The 14,332-nt window shown below is 67.2% G+C and carries 14 protein-coding genes; 9 read left to right on the top strand and 5 right to left on the bottom strand.

The annotated features are described in order from the left end of the window. The 5 genes from V5F74_RS08750 to V5F74_RS08730 all read left to right on the top strand — a co-directional run bounded on the left by V5F74_RS08750 (nt 1) and on the right by V5F74_RS08730 (nt 4,281). Nucleotides 1–792 carry a GntR family transcriptional regulator gene (locus V5F74_RS08750; RefSeq protein ID WP_024280785.1) on the top strand — a complete coding sequence of 264 codons (792 nt, stop codon included), beginning with the start codon at nt 1–3 and terminating at the stop codon, nt 790–792. Nucleotides 793–822: 30 nt separating this feature from the next. Further along, complete coding sequence (locus tag V5F74_RS08745; protein WP_081837466.1) at nt 823–2,457, top strand: arylsulfatase; 1,635 nt, start codon at nt 823–825, stop codon at nt 2,455–2,457. Beyond that, nucleotides 2,454–3,464 (top strand): formylglycine-generating enzyme family protein, encoded by a 1,011-nt coding sequence (locus tag V5F74_RS08740; protein WP_081837465.1) that lies wholly within the window; start codon nt 2,454–2,456, stop codon nt 3,462–3,464. The genes V5F74_RS08745 and V5F74_RS08740 overlap by 4 nt, the downstream gene beginning before the upstream one ends. 75 nt (nt 3,465–3,539) lie before the next feature. Then, nucleotides 3,540–3,938 carry a YidH family protein gene (locus V5F74_RS08735; RefSeq protein WP_024280782.1) on the top strand — a complete coding sequence of 133 codons (399 nt, stop codon included), beginning with the start codon at nt 3,540–3,542 and terminating at the stop codon, nt 3,936–3,938. Between the two features lie 13 nt (nt 3,939–3,951). Beyond that, nucleotides 3,952–4,281: a DUF202 domain-containing protein gene (locus V5F74_RS08730; RefSeq protein ID WP_394007387.1), complete on the top strand. Its 330-nt coding sequence runs from the start codon at nt 3,952–3,954 to the stop codon at nt 4,279–4,281. 161 nt (nt 4,282–4,442) lie between these two features. Here V5F74_RS08730 and V5F74_RS08725 read toward each other — a convergent pair whose 3' ends face one another. Both V5F74_RS08725 and V5F74_RS08720 read right to left on the bottom strand, forming a co-directional pair. Next, nucleotides 4,443–5,855 carry a sensor histidine kinase N-terminal domain-containing protein gene (locus V5F74_RS08725; protein WP_394007385.1) on the bottom strand — a complete coding sequence of 471 codons (1,413 nt, stop codon included), beginning with the start codon at nt 5,853–5,855 and terminating at the stop codon, nt 4,443–4,445. Continuing rightward, complete coding sequence (locus V5F74_RS08720; RefSeq protein WP_024280779.1) at nt 5,855–6,520, bottom strand: response regulator; 666 nt, start codon at nt 6,518–6,520, stop codon at nt 5,855–5,857. Before V5F74_RS08720 ends, V5F74_RS08725 begins: the two co-directional genes overlap by 1 nt. A gap of 169 nt (nt 6,521–6,689) precedes the next feature. Here V5F74_RS08720 and V5F74_RS08715 point away from each other — a divergent pair, with 169 nt between their 5' ends. From V5F74_RS08715 to V5F74_RS08705, 3 genes are all read left to right on the top strand, one after another. Next, nucleotides 6,690–7,835: an ABC transporter substrate-binding protein gene (locus V5F74_RS08715; RefSeq protein ID WP_394007383.1), complete on the top strand. Its 1,146-nt coding sequence runs from the start codon at nt 6,690–6,692 to the stop codon at nt 7,833–7,835. Nucleotides 7,836–8,039: 204 nt separating this feature from the next. Then, the gene (gene tcuC / locus V5F74_RS08710) at nt 8,040–9,362 is read left to right on the top strand and encodes an MFS transporter (protein WP_029555683.1); all 1,323 of its coding nucleotides are present in this window, start codon (nt 8,040–8,042) and stop codon (nt 9,360–9,362) included. Between the two features lie 225 nt (nt 9,363–9,587). Beyond that, nucleotides 9,588–10,379, top strand: coding sequence for a substrate-binding domain-containing protein (locus V5F74_RS08705; protein WP_394007381.1), 792 nt, complete (start codon nt 9,588–9,590; stop codon nt 10,377–10,379). 82 nt (nt 10,380–10,461) lie between these two features. Here V5F74_RS08705 and V5F74_RS08700 read toward each other — a convergent pair whose 3' ends face one another. From V5F74_RS08700 to pcaC, 3 genes are all read right to left on the bottom strand, one after another. Further along, nucleotides 10,462–11,301, bottom strand: a complete 840-nt coding sequence (locus tag V5F74_RS08700) for an amidohydrolase family protein (protein WP_394007379.1) — start codon at nt 11,299–11,301, stop codon at nt 10,462–10,464. 5 nt (nt 11,302–11,306) lie between these two features. Further along, nucleotides 11,307–12,671: a short-chain fatty acid transporter gene (locus V5F74_RS08695; protein WP_029555680.1), complete on the bottom strand. Its 1,365-nt coding sequence runs from the start codon at nt 12,669–12,671 to the stop codon at nt 11,307–11,309. Nucleotides 12,672–12,822: 151 nt separating this feature from the next. Then, entirely contained in the window at nt 12,823–13,230 is a 408-nt protein-coding gene (gene pcaC, locus V5F74_RS08690) for a 4-carboxymuconolactone decarboxylase (RefSeq protein ID WP_029555679.1), read from the bottom strand. 176 nt (nt 13,231–13,406) lie between these two features. On the opposite strand from pcaC, the gene pcaQ reads away from it, so the two are divergent. Continuing rightward, a complete protein-coding gene (gene pcaQ, locus V5F74_RS08685) occupies nt 13,407–14,321 on the top strand; it encodes a pca operon transcription factor PcaQ (protein ID WP_029555678.1) in 915 nt (304 codons plus the stop codon). Nucleotides 14,322–14,332: the final 11 nt, after the last annotated feature.

Raw genomic sequence — 14,332 nt, 5'->3', positions numbered from 1 at the left:
ATGCTCGCGCCCATCAAACTCGCGCCCATGAAAGGCAAGTCCGCGCGCGAAGCGAACGGGACCAAATCCGGCGGGGCCGGAGCGCCGCCGCTTCACATCCAGGTGCGCGAAGCCATCCGCAGTCAGGTGCGCGAGGGCAAGCTCATCGACGCGGACGGCCGCCTGATGCCCGAGGCCGAGCTGGTCAAGCATTTCGGCGTGAGCCGCATCACCATCCGCCACGCCATCCAGCCCTTGGTGGAAGAGGGCATGTTCGCCCGCGAACGCGGCCGCGGCACGTTCCTCAAGTCGAACGAGCCGGAGAACTGGCTCGGACGGCTGATGGGCTTTTCCGAGACCATCCGCGACGCCGGCTTCGAGCCCGGCGCGCGCATTCTCCACCAGGGAATGACCAACGCCCACGACACCGCCGCACGCGAGACCCTGCGCGAGCGCGCGGTTTGGGAACTGAAGCGCGTGCGGCTCGCGGACGCGATCCCCATCGCCATCGAGCATGCCTTCTACCCGCCCGATATCGGCCTTGAGCTGGAGAAGCGGGACCTCGTTTCCATCCTGATGTACCGGGTGTTCGAGGAGGAGCTCGGGCTCAACATCAAGGAGGCGAGCCAGAGCATCTCCGCCACGCTCGCCGACGAGGCGACTGCCGGCCTGCTCGGGATCGCGCCCGGCGACCCGCTTCTCGCCATGGAACGCCTGACCATCTCCACGGACGGACGGCCGCTGGAGCTGCTGCGCTCGGTCTACCTGCCCGATTATTTCCGCTTCACCATCAATCTGACGCGACGGGCGTGACGAGGTCACGCCGCGCCCCTGGAGCCATCCATGTCCGATACGCCCGCGACCAAGCGCCCGAATATCGTCCTCATCCTGAATGACGACATGGGCTTTTCCGATATCGGCTGCTACGGCGGCGAGATCGAGACGCCCAATCTCGACCGGCTGGCGGCGAACGGCCTGCGTTATTCGCAGTTCTACAACACCGCACGCTGCAGCCCGTCCCGCGCGTCGCTGCTCACCGGCCTTCATCCGCACCAGACCGGCATCGGCATCCTCACCTACAGCACCGGGCCGGAAGGCTATGTGGGCAATCTGAACAAGAACTGCGTGACCATCGCCGAGGTGCTGCGCAAGGCCGGATATCGGACCCGCCTCACCGGCAAGTGGCATGTGGCGGCGAACCTCACAGAGCCCACCGATACCTGGCCGCTGCAGCGCGGCTTCGATGAATTCTACGGCACCATCATCGGCGCCGGCAGCTTCTATTGGCCCAATACGCTGACGCGCGGCAACGAGAATGCCGAGCATGAGGCCAAGGAAGATCCGAACTTCTTCTATACGGACGCCATCACCACCGAAGCCGCCGACTTCATCCATCGTCACGCGAAGGAGCATGCCGGCGAGCCCTTCTTCCAGTACGTGGCCTATACGGCCCCGCACTGGCCGCTCCATGCGCACCCCGAAGACATCGCCAAGTACAAGGGCCGCTTCGACGCCGGCTGGGACGAACTGCGCGAGGAGCGCCTGTCCCGCATGATCAAGTCGGGGCTGATCCATCCCGACTGGAAGCTGACCGACCGCGATCCCACCCAGCCGCCGTGGACCGAGGCGGAGGAGCGCGCGTGGCTGGCCCGTTGCATGGAGGTCTATGCCGCCCAGATCGACCGGATGGACCAGGGCATCGGCCGCGTGCTGAAGGCGCTCGAGGACACCGGGCAGATGGACGACACGCTGGTCATCTTCCTCTCCGACAACGGCGCCTGCGCCGAGGACATTCCCGAGGATGTCTCGCCCCAGGCCCTCGTCGAGGACCTGATGATCGCCCGGGCGCAGACCCGCGACGGCCGTCCCGTGCGCTTCGGCAACATTCCCGAGATCATGCCCGGCGCGGAGGACACTTATCAGAGCTACGGCGTCGCCTGGGCCAACCTCTCCAACACGCCCTTCCGGCTCTACAAGCACTGGGTCCACGAAGGCGGCATCGCCACGCCCCTCATTCTCCACTGGCCGGCCCAGATCACGGCAGGCGGCGAGCTGCGCCATGTGCCGGGCCAGCTGCCGGACATCATGGCAACCATTCTCGACGTGACCGGCGCCGCATATCCCCAGACCCACGACGGCAATGCCATCCTGCCCTGCGAAGGCGTCAGCCTCGCGCCCTCCTTCCCGGAGGACGGCGAACGCACGGAGCCGATGTTCTGGGAGCACGAGGGCAATGCCGCGGTGCGTGTCGGCCAGTGGAAGCTGGTCCGCAAATACCCCGGCCCCTGGGAGCTCTACGACATGGAGGCCGACCGCACCGAGCTACACGATCTCTCGGCGGGCCACCCCGAGCGCGTCCAGGAGATGATCGGCCTCTATCAGGCGTGGGCCGAACGCTGCGGCGTGATCCCGCGCGAGAAGATCCTCGAGCTGATGAAGGCCCAGGGCGCCGCCGCCTTCTGGGAGGAAGAGGAGTGACGCAGGGGCGGGAGAGCGGCGGGGCGGAGGAGGCCGGCAAGTCGCCGACCTGCTGCTGCGCGCGCCGCCCCGAGACGGCAGGCGAAGCGCCGCCGCCACCTCCGCCGGCCTCCACCGGCGGGAAGGGCACGGCCTTTCGCTGGATTGCGCTGCCGGGTGGACGCTTCCTGATGGGCACATCCGGCGCCGAAGGCTTCGCGGGCGATGGCGAGGGGCCGGCGCGGCCGGTCACGCTGAGCCCGTTCCGGGTGTCGGCCTATGCGGTGACGAACGCGCAGTTCGCCGATTTCGTCCGGGCGACCGGTCATGTCACGGAGGCCGAACGCTTCAACTGGTCCTACGTCTTCCACGCGCTGGTGCCGCCGGAGACCGCTGCCCGCATCGAGCGGGTGCCGGTAGAGGCGCCCTGGTGGCTGCCCGTGCCGTTCGCTTACTGGGCCCAGCCGGAAGGCCCCGGCACCACCGTTCTCGATCGCCTGGATCACCCGGTGGTGCATGTGTCCTGGAACGACGCGGTGGCCTTCTGCGCGTGGTCGGGCACGCGCCTCCTGACCGAAGCGGAATGGGAATATGCCGCGCGCGGCGGACTGGACGGAAAGCTCTATCCCTGGGGAGACGAGCTGACCCCTGGCGGCCGGCATCGCTGCAACATCTGGCAGGGCACCTTCCCGGATCTCAACACGGCGGAGGACGGCTACATCGGCACCGCCCCGGTGCATGCCTTTGAGCCGAACGGCTATGGCCTTTTCAACGTGGCGGGCAATGTCTGGGAATGGGTTCGGGATGTCTTCAGCCCCGAATATCACCGGGTCACAGGCGATCGCGACCCCGTCCATGACGGGCCGGGCGCGAGCCGCTCGATGCGTGGCGGCTCGTATCTGTGCCACAGCTCCTATTGCAACCGCTACCGGGTCGCGGCCCGGAACTCCAATACGCCGAACAGCAGCAGCGGAAATATCGGCTTTCGCGTCGCCGCGCTGGATGCAGGCGCGGCCCAATTCGCGTAGACCGCCCGGACGATGAGTTCGTCACGGGTCGATCTGACCTTCATGGCGACCTGATACACAGCACAGCGTGCAACAATGTCCAATCTGTCTCTCGATACATCCGCTGACCGGTCAGAGCATGGACCGTCTCTGAAATGGTGGCAGCGCGGGGCGCGGCCGGATTATCGCTTCTCGCTCGCCAACGAGAGAACGTTTCTCGCCTGGATCCGGACGGCTCTGGCGCTGATTGCCGGAGCGGTCGGCATCGACCAGTTCGCCTCGCATCTCGGGCCGCTGCCCCTGCGGCTTGGTCTTGCGCTGATCCTGTTCGTGGCGGGAGGCGTGCTCGGTGGAATGGCCTATCCCCGCTGGGTGCGGGCCGAGCAAGCCATGCGTCACAACGCCGATCTGCCCGTCAGCGCCCTGCTTCCCCTTCTGGCAGCCTTCACTGCCACCCTTGCCGTGGGGCTCGCCTGCCTCATGGTCTTGATCTGACCGGACCCGCGGCATGAAAGACCCAGGCCTCCAGCGCGAGCGGACGGGGCTGGCCTGGTCGCGGACGGGCTTCGTGATGATGCTCGTCGCCCTGCTGTCCGTGCGCGGCGGCCTCTCCCATTATTCCTTCAGCCAGCTCTTGGCGGCGCTCTTGCTGAGCGGCACGTCCGGCCTGTTGCTGTATCGCGGCCACCAGCGATCCCGCTACGAAGACGGCACGGACGAGGTCGTCGCCGAGCCAAGTCGCCGGCTTGCCGCTATCACCGGCATGGTCGTTCTCGCGGTGGCGCTGCTCCACGCGACTTCGGTCCTGCTCCGGCTCCTGCACCATTTCGCCGGTTAGGCTGGCGCGCCACATGAGGGCCGGAGCACGCCGTGCGTGAGATCGACCGGGCCGAAATCGCTCGGGCGGGGTCGTAGGGCGGCATGGTTTGGTGCTGACGTTCCATGTTCGTGCCGCGCCTCGATCATCTCCTTTCAGGCCATCCCGCCGACCTGAAGGGCTCAGGCGTCGGGCGGTGTCCGGCTCGACAGCGGCATGCGGAGCGTGGCCCGCAGGCCGCCCAGATCGGGGCTGCGGTCGAGGGTGATCGTGATGTGCAGCAGGTCCGCGATCACCTTCACGATCGACAGGCCGAGGCCGCTGCCCGGGACGTCTGCCCGGTTGGGCGCACGGTAGAAGCGCTGGAATACGCGCTCGCGCTCGGCCTCGGGAATGCCGGGGCCGCTGTCCTCGACGGTCACGACGGCTGCATCGCCGCTGCGGTCGGCGCACAGCACCACCTGGCCACCGGCGCCGGAATATTTCACCGCATTGTCGAGAAGATTGCCCAGCAGTTCGGACAGCAGCACGGTATCGGACACAAGCGGCAACGGGCGCTGCCGGATGAGGCAGGAGAGCTGGGTGTCGGGCGGGATGCCGGCGATGCGCTCGGCGATGACGTGCTCGATCACGTCGCCCAGATCGCAGGGCGTGCCGCCTGCGGCCGAAACCGCGCTTTCGTCGGCGCGGGCCAGGGTGAGAAGCTGGGTGATGAGCCGCTCCAGCCGCTCGGCACCCTGGTCCAGCTCGGCCAGCGCGCTGCCCCTCAGCTCGGGATCCGCACTTTCCCGCCGCAGCAGGTCCACATGCATCCTGACGATGGCCAGCGGCGTGCGCATCTGGTGGGAGGCGTCGGCAGTGAAGCGCCGCAGCAGCTCGGTGGCCGAGCGCAGGCGCTCGAACATGGCGTTGATAGCGGTGGCGGGAGCCATCGCCTCCTGCGGCACCTCGGACAGATCGAGCGGCCGCAGATCGCGCCAGTCGCTGACGGCGCGGGTGTCGATCTGCCGGCTGAGGTCGGCGAGCGGCATCAACCCGCGCTCGACGGAAACCCATGCCAGAACCCCGATGGCCAGTATCAGGGCGGCCTCCGCCAGTCCCAGGTTGCGCAGCATCTCGTTGCGCAGCTGGTTGCGGGCGAGCCGGGTCTCGGCGACGGCGACGATCACCGGACGCTCGACGCCATAGACGCGGCGCGCCACTGCGGCGAGGCGCACGGCATTGCCGCGGTAGGTGGCGTTCCAGTGGGCCGGCAGGCCCGGCAAAGCCGCCGCCATCCGGCCGAGCGGCAGGTCGGGATAGCCCGTCACCGGCCCGGCGTCCGAGGTGACGAGATAATAGACATTGTCCTGCGTCTTGGTTTCGAGCATGCCGAGGGCAACCTGCGGCATGTCCACCACCACCTCGCCGCTCTCCACCGCCAATCGCTCGGCGATGGCCATCAGGGAGCCGTCGAGGAGGCGGTCGTGGGAACTCTCCACCACCGACGTGATGGTGAGATAGCCGCCGGCTCCGATGGCGACGGCCAGCAGCAGCACCGGCGCGAGCAGATTGAGGAGAACCGCGCGCTTCAGCGAGCGGCGGGCGGGGCGCATCAGTCCTTCTCCAGCATGTAGCCGAGCCCGCGCACGGTGCGGATGCGCAACCCGCCGGCCCCGAGCTTCTTGCGCAGGCGGGCGATGTACAGTTCCAGGGCGTTGGGCCCCACCGCATCGTCCAGTCCGAACACTTCCGAGATGAGGCGTGCCTTGGGCACGAGCTTGCCCGCCTGGACCAGAAGGAGGTGCAGAACCGCAAGCTCCCGCCGCCTAAGATCGAGAGGCGTGCCCTCCAGGCGCGCCACGTGCTGCACGGTATCGAACTGCAGCGGCCCGAATTCGATCAAGGCGTCGCTGACGCCGAAGCCCCGGCGCACCAGCGCCCGCACCCGCGCCTCGAACTCGGCGAGGGCAAACGGCTTGTTCACATAATCATCGGCGCCGAGGTCCAGCGCCTTCACCTTCTCGCTCACATGGTCGCGCGCGGTGAGGATCATCACGGGCGTCTTGAGGCCCGCGCGGCGGATCGCCCTGAGCACGTCATATCCGCTGCCGTTGGGCAGGCCGAGATCGAGCACGACCAGATTGTACGCCTCGCGGGTTGCCAGCCCGACCGCATCCGCCGCATCGGCCTCGTGATCGACCGCGTAGCCAAGCGAGGCAAGCGAACGCTTCAGTCCGCTCGCCAGCGCCCGGTCGTCTTCCACGATGAGGATACGCATCAAGCCGGCTCCCGGCCGGGCTGCAACCGGCCGCAAGGCATGAAAGCCCCGGGTTCGGAGCTGGAAGGATGCCCCATACGTGACCACACCTGTCGCATCGCATAATGTAGACCGGCTAACGGTAGCAAGTGCAAGAGACGGTGCGGACGTGCGTGCGGGAGGCGGGTGGATGGCCCCGACGGGCAGCGACTGGGGGCGGATCGCCGTGCCGTCCGCGGGGCGGCGCTTTCGGGCGGTCGCAGGGCGCATGAGCGGGATCGCCTTGGCAGTGGCGCTCGTCATCGCAGGGGCCCTCGCGGCCGCGGGACGCCCGGCTGGAGCGCAGTCCCGCTCGGACGAAATCTCGGTCGGCACCGGCACCGCCGGCTCACTCACCGTCGTGTCTTCCATCGATCTCGTGGAGATGGGCGAGCTGCTGGAGCACTGGCGAGCCCGCTATCCCGACATCAAGCTGACCTACCGGCACAAGAATTCGCTGTACGTCTATTCCGACGTGGTGGAGTGCAACGACACCCGCCCCTGTCCCGATATCGCCTGGAGTTCGGCCATGGATCTCCAGATCAAGCTGGTGAACGACGGCTATGCCGCGCGCCACGAATCCCCCGCCACGGCCATGCTGCCGCCCTGGGCGGTGTGGCGCAACGAGGCCTTCGGGGTCACGGCGGAACCCATCGTCCTCGTCTACAACAAGATGCGGGTGCCGCCGGAAGACGTGCCGCGCACCCATGCCGATTTCATCCGCCTCCTGCGCGAGAAGGGCGCAGCCTACCGGGGCAAGGTCGCGGCCTACGACCCGGAGCGCAGCGGGACCGGCTTTCTGTTCTGGAACAGCGATGTGCGCATCACCGCGGACACCTGGCAACTGGTCCGGGCCATGGGGCGGACGGGACCGAAGCTCTATTCCTTCGCCCACACCATGCTCGACCGCGTGTCCGATGGCGACCAGCTGTTCGCCTACAACACCATCTCCTCCTATGCCCGGGCGCGGGCGCGGGAGGAGCCGGCCATCGGCGTCGTGGCCTTTGAGGACTACACGCTGGTGATGACGCGCATCGCCCTCATTCCCAAACAGGCGCCGCATCCCGAGCAGGCCCATCTTTTCCTGGATTTCCTCCTGTCCCGCGAAGGCCAGGAGGACCTCGCACGCCGGGCCTTCGGTACCGTCCGGCTCGACATGCCGCCGCCGGCGGAGGCCGGAGCCGATCCCGCCAGGTTGCGCCCGATCCATGTGGGCCCCGAGCTTCTGGCCTATCAGGACCAGTCCCGGCGCCGCATCTTCTTCCGCGCATGGCGGAAGGCGCTGGAAGGCGAATGATCGCCTGAGCGCATCAGACCAATGTCGCGGAAGACGTGACAGGTTCTTGACAGGTTCTCCCCCCTAGGCTCCCGCCGATGCCGTCATGCGATGGGCTGCGCCAGATTCCCGCCAAGGGACTGGCCGGCTGCAGGCGGCCGGACGAAGCAACAAGAAGCAGCGCAGAGACGCCGCGAGCGGCTGCGTCGGCATGGGAGACAACGCATGGTCGGGCCTTCGGCAGCCGCCGTTCCATCCGCTGCGGGCACACAGGTGCCTGCCATCAAATCGAGAACCGCAGCCATCCTGCGCTCGACCAGCGGCAACTTCCTCGAGCAGTTCGATTTCTTCCTGTTCGGCTTCTACGCGACGTCCATTTCCAAGGCGTTCTTCCCTACCGGAAATGAAGTCACGGAACTGCTCCTCACCTTCACCACCTTCTGGCTCGGCGCCTTGATGCGGCCGGTCGGCGCCATCGTGCTCGGCTCCTATCTCGACCGCATCGGCCGCCGCAAGGGCCTGATCGTGACGCTGGGCATCATGGCCGCCGGCACCGTGCTGATCGCCGTGTGCCCGACCTATGCGCAGATCGGCATCGCCGCGCCGCTCATCGTGCTGTTCGGGCGCCTGTTGCAGGGCTTCTCGGCGGGCGTGGAGCTGGGCGGCGTCTCCATCTATCTGTTCGAGATCGCGACGCCCGGCAACAAGGGCTTCTACACCTCGTTCCAGTCCGCCAGCCAGCAGGTTGCCATCTTCTTCGCGGCGATCATCGGCTTCTCGCTGAGCCAGCTGATGCCGGCCGAGACCATCACCGCCTGGGGCTGGCGCATTCCCTTCTTCATCGGCTGCGCGATCATCCCCTTCATCTTCTTCATCCGCCGTACGCTGGAGGAAACCCCCGAGTTCCTCAAGCAGAAGAAGCACCCGACCCAGAGCGAGGTCTTCGCCGCGATGCTGGCGAATTGGCGGATCGTGGTGCTCGGCATGATGCTGACGGCCATGACCACGGTGACCTTCTATTTCATCACCGTCTATACGCCGACCTTCGGCCGGAACGTGCTGAAGCTGTCCATTACCGACAGCCTCCTCGTCACCCTGCTGGTGGCGACCACCAACTTCATCTGGCTGCCCATCGGCGGCGCCATCTCCGACCGCGTGGGGCGCCGTCCGGTGCTGCTGACCATCGCCATCCTGGCGCTGGCGACGGCCTATCCCGCCCTTGCGTGGCTGGTGGTGGAGCCGACCTTCAACAAGATGCTGATGGTGGAGCTGTGGTTCTCCATGTGCTTCGGCGTCTACAACGGCGCCATGGTGGCCGCCTTGTCGGAGGAAGTGCCGGCGCATGTGCGGACCACCTGCTTCTCGCTCGCCTTCGCTCTCGCCGCCGCCCTGTTCGGCACGTTCACGCCCCTGGTCTCCACCTGGCTGATCGACATGACGGGCAACCGCGCGGCTCCCGGCTTCTGGCTCATGGCGGCGGCCGCCTCGGGCCTCATCGCGACCATCCTCATCTATCGCGGTCGCAACGCCTCCCTCTCCCGAGGTTGAAGGCAAGGACGCGGCGCCCCTCCGGGCGCCGCGTCCGCATATCGGGTGGCGGCCCCTGAATCCGCTGAACCAGAAAAATGGTTGTTCGCTCCGTCGAGGAGCGCTCGGGCTGCGCCTGACGCCAAAGGACGCGACCTGGGGCGACGCGATCCGGTGGGCGCGGCCGTCGCTCATGCGGCCGGCAGCACCGAAAAAATCAAGACATCGATATCGGGAGGAAAGACAATGACGATCTCACGACGCTGGGTTTCCGCCTTGCTGATCGGCGCCGCTCTGGCGCTGCCGGCCTCGGCGCGCGCCGACGAGGTGCGTGTCATGATTTCGGGCGGCTTTTCGGCTGCCTACAAGCAGCTGGTGCCGCAGTTCGAACGCGCGACCGGGCACAAGGTGTCGACCGCCTACGGGCCGTCCATGGGCACCACGGAGAACGCCATTCCGGTGCGCCTCAACCGGGGTGAGCCGGTGGATGTGCTCATCATGGTGGGCGAGGCTCTCACCGGACTGACCGAGCAGGGGAAAGCGGACAAGGCCTCGCGCGTCGATCTCGCCCGCTCGCCCATCGGCGTCGCCGTCCGCGCGGGCGCGCCGAAGCCCGAGATCTCCACCGTGGATGCCCTGCGCACCGCGCTGCTCAACGCCAAGTCCGTCGCCTATTCGGACAGCGCGAGCGGCGTCTATGTGGAGAATGAATTGTTCAAGCGCCTCGGCATCGAGGAGCAGATGAAGGGCAAGGCGCGGATGATCCCGGCTGAGCCCGTGGCGGCAGTGGTGGCGCGCGGCGAAGCCGAGCTGGGCTTCCAGCAGATCAGCGAGCTTCTGCCCGTGGCGGGCGTGGACGTGGTCGGCCCCATTCCCGAGAGCGTGCAGAAAATCACGATCTTCTCTGCCGGCATCTCCTCGAAGGCCGGATCGCCCAAGGCCGGCGCGGAGCTCATCGCCTTCCTCGCCTCCCCGCAGGCCGCTCCCGTCATCAGCAAGACGGGCCTTGATCCCATCGCCCATCCGGCCGCGAAATAACGGCACCCGCCTCAGGTTTCGCGGCGAAGGCGATAGCCGGACGGGCGCCTTTGGCGTCCGTCCGGCCTGCTGGTTTCGGCTGTTACCGGAAGCCGTAAAGCTCTGCGGGGTTTTCGATCAGGATAAGATCGCGCACGCGATCGCTGCCGGCCCAGACCGCAAGCAGATCGAAAAGCTCCGCATCGTCCGGCTTGTGCGTCTCGGTGACATGGGGCCAGTCACTGCCCCACACGAGCCTCTCGGGCACCTGCGCCACATAGGCCCGGGCGATACGGGTGGCATCGCCATAGGGCGGTCCCTGCCCGGTGTTGAGATAGGCGCCCGCGAGCTTCACCCACGCCCGCCCCTTGCGCACGAGGTCGACGATCACGGCAAACGCCGGGTGATCCGGCCCGCGGTCCGGCGGCAGCCGTCCCATATGGTCGAACACGATCGGGCAGGGCAGCCGGGCGAGCAGTGCCGCCGCCTCGACGATCTGATCCCCTGACAGGTGGAGTTGGACGTGCCAGCCGAGGTCGGCGATCCGCTTCGCCAATGGCTCAATCATGTCCACCGTGACGATCGCATCGGCGGGCTTCCAGAGGCTGAAGCGAAGCCCGCGAATGCCGCCGGCGTCGAGCCGTTTCAGCTCGCTGTCGGTGATAGAGGGATGGAGCACGCCGATGCCCCGGGCGTTGCCATCGAGGCGCCTGATGGCATCAAGCAGACAGGCATGGTCGGTCCCGTGGGACTTCGCCTGCACGAACACCGCGCGTGTGGTGCCGATCCGCCTTTGGAGCTGCTGATAATCCTCGATCGCCATGCCGGCCGGCCCGCCGGTCCCGGACGGGGAAAAGCGGGGGTCGACGATATGGCAATGGGCATCGCAGGCGCCCGCCGGGGCGGCCGTGGACGGCCGCGCGGTTCCGGCGGAATGCGGCACGCCCGTCACGGGAGCAGCAGCAGCGCGGCACCGTAGATGATGCCCGCGAGGAAGAACGTCACCACCGTGAAGCCGAGCACCCGCTGAATGCCGATGCCGGCCATCGCCACGACGGGCAGGGCCCAGAACGGCTGCATCATGTTGGACACCTGCTCGCCCATGGCGACAGACATGGTCACCGCCGGAATGGAGGCGTGAAGTTCAACCGCCGCCGGTATGGCGAAAGGTCCCTGCACGGCCCAGTGTCCGCCGCCGCTGGGGACGAGAAACGTGATGAACAGCGAGGCGATGTAGGTCCAGAACGGCAAGGTGTGGGCGGTCGACACCACGACGAAGAACTTCGAGATCATCGCGGCAAGCCCGGTGGCGTCGATCATGCCCATGATGCCGCCATAGATGGGATACTGCAGGATCATCGATCCGGTCTGCTTCGCCGCGTTCTTCATGGCGTCGGAATAAGCAACCGGGGTGCCGTGGAGGGCGACACCCAGGATCAGGAAGATGAGGATGACGGTATTGACGTCAAACTTGGCGCCCTTCGTCGTCCAGGACACGCCGAGATAGGCCACGCCGAGCAGAACCAGGAAGAGGCTGACCATCCGCGAGCGGTTGGCCTTGTCGGCAAAGGTGCCGGCCGATTTCGCCGAAGCGGGCGCCGCCTGCTCGTCGGGCCCGGGAACGAAAGCGACGATCTCATCCTCGCGGGGCTTGAGAAGAATGAAGGCGATGGGCACCAGGATGACCACCAGAACGGTCGGGACCAGATTGAAGGTCGTGAAGACGGTGTCACCGAACGGAAGCAACTTGCCCGTGAGCTTTTCGACGATATTCAGGGCGTTGCCATGCGTGGCCTGCGACAGAGCGATGGAGCTCGACGGGCCGCTGGCCCAGATGACCCATCCCGAATAGGCGGCCGCGACAAGCCATCCGAAATCGAGATGGATGCGCTTGGCAACCTCCCGCGCCAGGATCGCGCCGACGACCAGGCCAAATCCCCAGTTGAGCCAGGATGCCGCGGCCGCGACCAGGAATGTCAGGACGACGGCCTGATTGGGCGTGGAAACCGTCGCCACCAGCGTCTTGAGGCCGCGCTGGACGACGGGGGCGTGCGCGACGGCATGGCCCGTCACGAGGATCATGACCATCTGGAACGCGAAGCCGACAATGCCGAAGACGCCCGTGTACCAGGACGTCACCACCGTTACGAGGTCGCCTTTCGGGGCGAATAGCAGCGCCGCCCCCGCCACCGCGAACGTCAGGCCGATGGCGATGACGAAGGGATCGGGGAGGAGGCGCTCGAACAGATAGACCGATCCGGCCACAAAGCTTCGGCGAGGGCGCGGGGGAGCGGCGGCGTCTTGGGTGGTCATACGTTTCTTCCCTGGTTTCTCGAATTCTTGGAGGGCACACACGCAGTCGGCGACGCCGCTGTCGAGCGGTCAGCGCCCCGTCACGGCCGACGCAGCGCGCGGGTCTTCTCACCGGGCGGAGACGTATGTCCCGCCTTCTATTCCGCCTGTCTCAGCCCTGGTCTCCATGTGAGCTGGCTTCGGCGTAGACCCCCTTGGCGATCTTGTAGGCGCGGTTGGCCGCCGGCACGCCGGCATAGACCGCCACATGCATCAGGGCCTCGGACACATCTTCGGCGCTGGCCCCGGTATTGCGCGTCGCCCGGACGTGCATCTCCAGTTCCTCGTCGTGGCCGAGGGCGGCGAGCAGCGCGATGGTGATGATCGAGCGCTCGCGCCGGCTTAGGCCGGGACGCGACCATACGGACCCCCAGGCCCCTTCGGTGATGAAGGTCTGGAACGCCTCGTCCAGCGGGGTGGCGCGGGCCGTTGCCGCTTCCACATGGGCGTCCCCGAGCACCGCGCGACGGGTCGCCATGCCTGTGGTCCAACGTTGCGATCGGCCGGCGGGGGATGACATGGCGCCTCTTGCGGGTGAGTGGGCGGAAACCAGGATGCGCCATGCCTCTGCATGGCTTCGGAGCGGCGTGCCGCAACGGTCGCTGCGGTACACCCTAGGTCACGCTCTCATGTTCATTTCGATATGGAAAATGATAGTTTCGTATCCTCCCATGCGTTTTTGATATGTAACGCGCCATGATCGACGGCCGAATCAAGCTTCGCCACATTTCCTGCTTCCTTGAGGTGGCGGCCCGCGCCGGCTTCGGGCGTGCGGCCGAGGCGCTGAACCTCACGCAGCCGGCCGTCTCGCGGGCAATCGCGGAGCTGGAGGACATCCTCGGCGCGGCGCTGTTCGATCGCGGCCGCAGCGGGGCCTCGCTCACGGCCGAGGGCCGGGCCTTCCGGATCCACGCCGGCGCGGCCTTCGTGGAGCTCAACCGCGGCATCGACACCCTGCGTCATCCCCAGTCCGGCATGGTGGCCACCCTCAGCGTCGGCGCCCTGCCCACGGTGGCGGCGCGCATCATGCCCCGCGCGGTGCAACGGGCGAGGGCGGCGGGCCTTGCCGGTGCCATCGCCATCGAAGCCGGCCCCAACGGATGGCTGCTGGAGGAACTCAAGCAGGGGCGGCTGGACCTGGTGGTCGGCCGCCTTGCCGGCCCTACGGTGATGATGGGGCTGGCGTTCGAGCACCTCTATTCGGAGCCCATCGTCTTCGTCGCCCGGCCGCACCACCCGGCGCAAACCGGCCATCCGGTGGCTCTCGCCGAGATCATCCGCCACCCCCTCATCCTGCCGGGGACGGGTTCCATCATCCGCCCGGAGATCGATCGCCTGTTTCTGCTGGAAGGCATCAGGACCCCGGCCGAACGGATCGAGACCACCGACCCGAGCTTTTCACGCGCCCACGTTCTGGCCAGCGATGCTGTCTGGGTCATCTCCCAAGGCGTGGTGGCGAGCGATCTGGAAGACGGCACCCTCGTGCGGCTGCCTCTGTCCACCTCCATTTCCGGCGGTCCGGTCGGCCTCACGACCCGGGCCGGGCATGGACCCACGCCGGAGGTGGAGCTGTTCTTCAATGCCGTGCGGGAGGTCGCCCGGGCGCTGTGACGCGGCGTCGG

It is taken from the genome of Xanthobacter aminoxidans (assembly GCF_043193615.1).
Taxonomy (GTDB): domain Bacteria; phylum Pseudomonadota; class Alphaproteobacteria; order Rhizobiales; family Xanthobacteraceae; genus Xanthobacter; species Xanthobacter aminoxidans.
The sequence above is the reverse complement of the archived record's forward strand: the minus strand, read 5'-3'. Positions and strand labels throughout refer to the sequence as shown.

What these genes read in the sequence shown, in the direction of transcription:
- V5F74_RS08750 (WP_024280785.1), top strand. Translation starts at nt 1, where the DNA reads ATGCTCGCGCCCATCAAACTCGCGCCCATGAAAGGCAAGTCCGCGCGC.
- V5F74_RS08745 (WP_081837466.1), top strand. Translation starts at nt 823, where the DNA reads ATGTCCGATACGCCCGCGACCAAGCGCCCGAATATCGTCCTCATCCTG.
- V5F74_RS08735 (WP_024280782.1), top strand. Translation starts at nt 3,540, where the DNA reads ATGTCCAATCTGTCTCTCGATACATCCGCTGACCGGTCAGAGCATGGA.
- V5F74_RS08730 (WP_394007387.1), top strand. Translation starts at nt 3,952, where the DNA reads ATGAAAGACCCAGGCCTCCAGCGCGAGCGGACGGGGCTGGCCTGGTCG.
- V5F74_RS08725 (WP_394007385.1), bottom strand. Translation starts at nt 5,855, where the DNA reads ATGCGCCCCGCCCGCCGCTCGCTGAAGCGCGCGGTTCTCCTCAATCTG.
- V5F74_RS08720 (WP_024280779.1), bottom strand. Translation starts at nt 6,520, where the DNA reads ATGCGTATCCTCATCGTGGAAGACGACCGGGCGCTGGCGAGCGGACTG.
- V5F74_RS08715 (WP_394007383.1), top strand. Translation starts at nt 6,690, where the DNA reads ATGGCCCCGACGGGCAGCGACTGGGGGCGGATCGCCGTGCCGTCCGCG.
- tcuC (WP_029555683.1), top strand. Translation starts at nt 8,040, where the DNA reads ATGGTCGGGCCTTCGGCAGCCGCCGTTCCATCCGCTGCGGGCACACAG.
- V5F74_RS08705 (WP_394007381.1), top strand. Translation starts at nt 9,588, where the DNA reads ATGACGATCTCACGACGCTGGGTTTCCGCCTTGCTGATCGGCGCCGCT.
- V5F74_RS08695 (WP_029555680.1), bottom strand. Translation starts at nt 12,671, where the DNA reads ATGACCACCCAAGACGCCGCCGCTCCCCCGCGCCCTCGCCGAAGCTTT.
- pcaC (WP_029555679.1), bottom strand. Translation starts at nt 13,230, where the DNA reads ATGTCATCCCCCGCCGGCCGATCGCAACGTTGGACCACAGGCATGGCG.
- pcaQ (WP_029555678.1), top strand. Translation starts at nt 13,407, where the DNA reads ATGATCGACGGCCGAATCAAGCTTCGCCACATTTCCTGCTTCCTTGAG.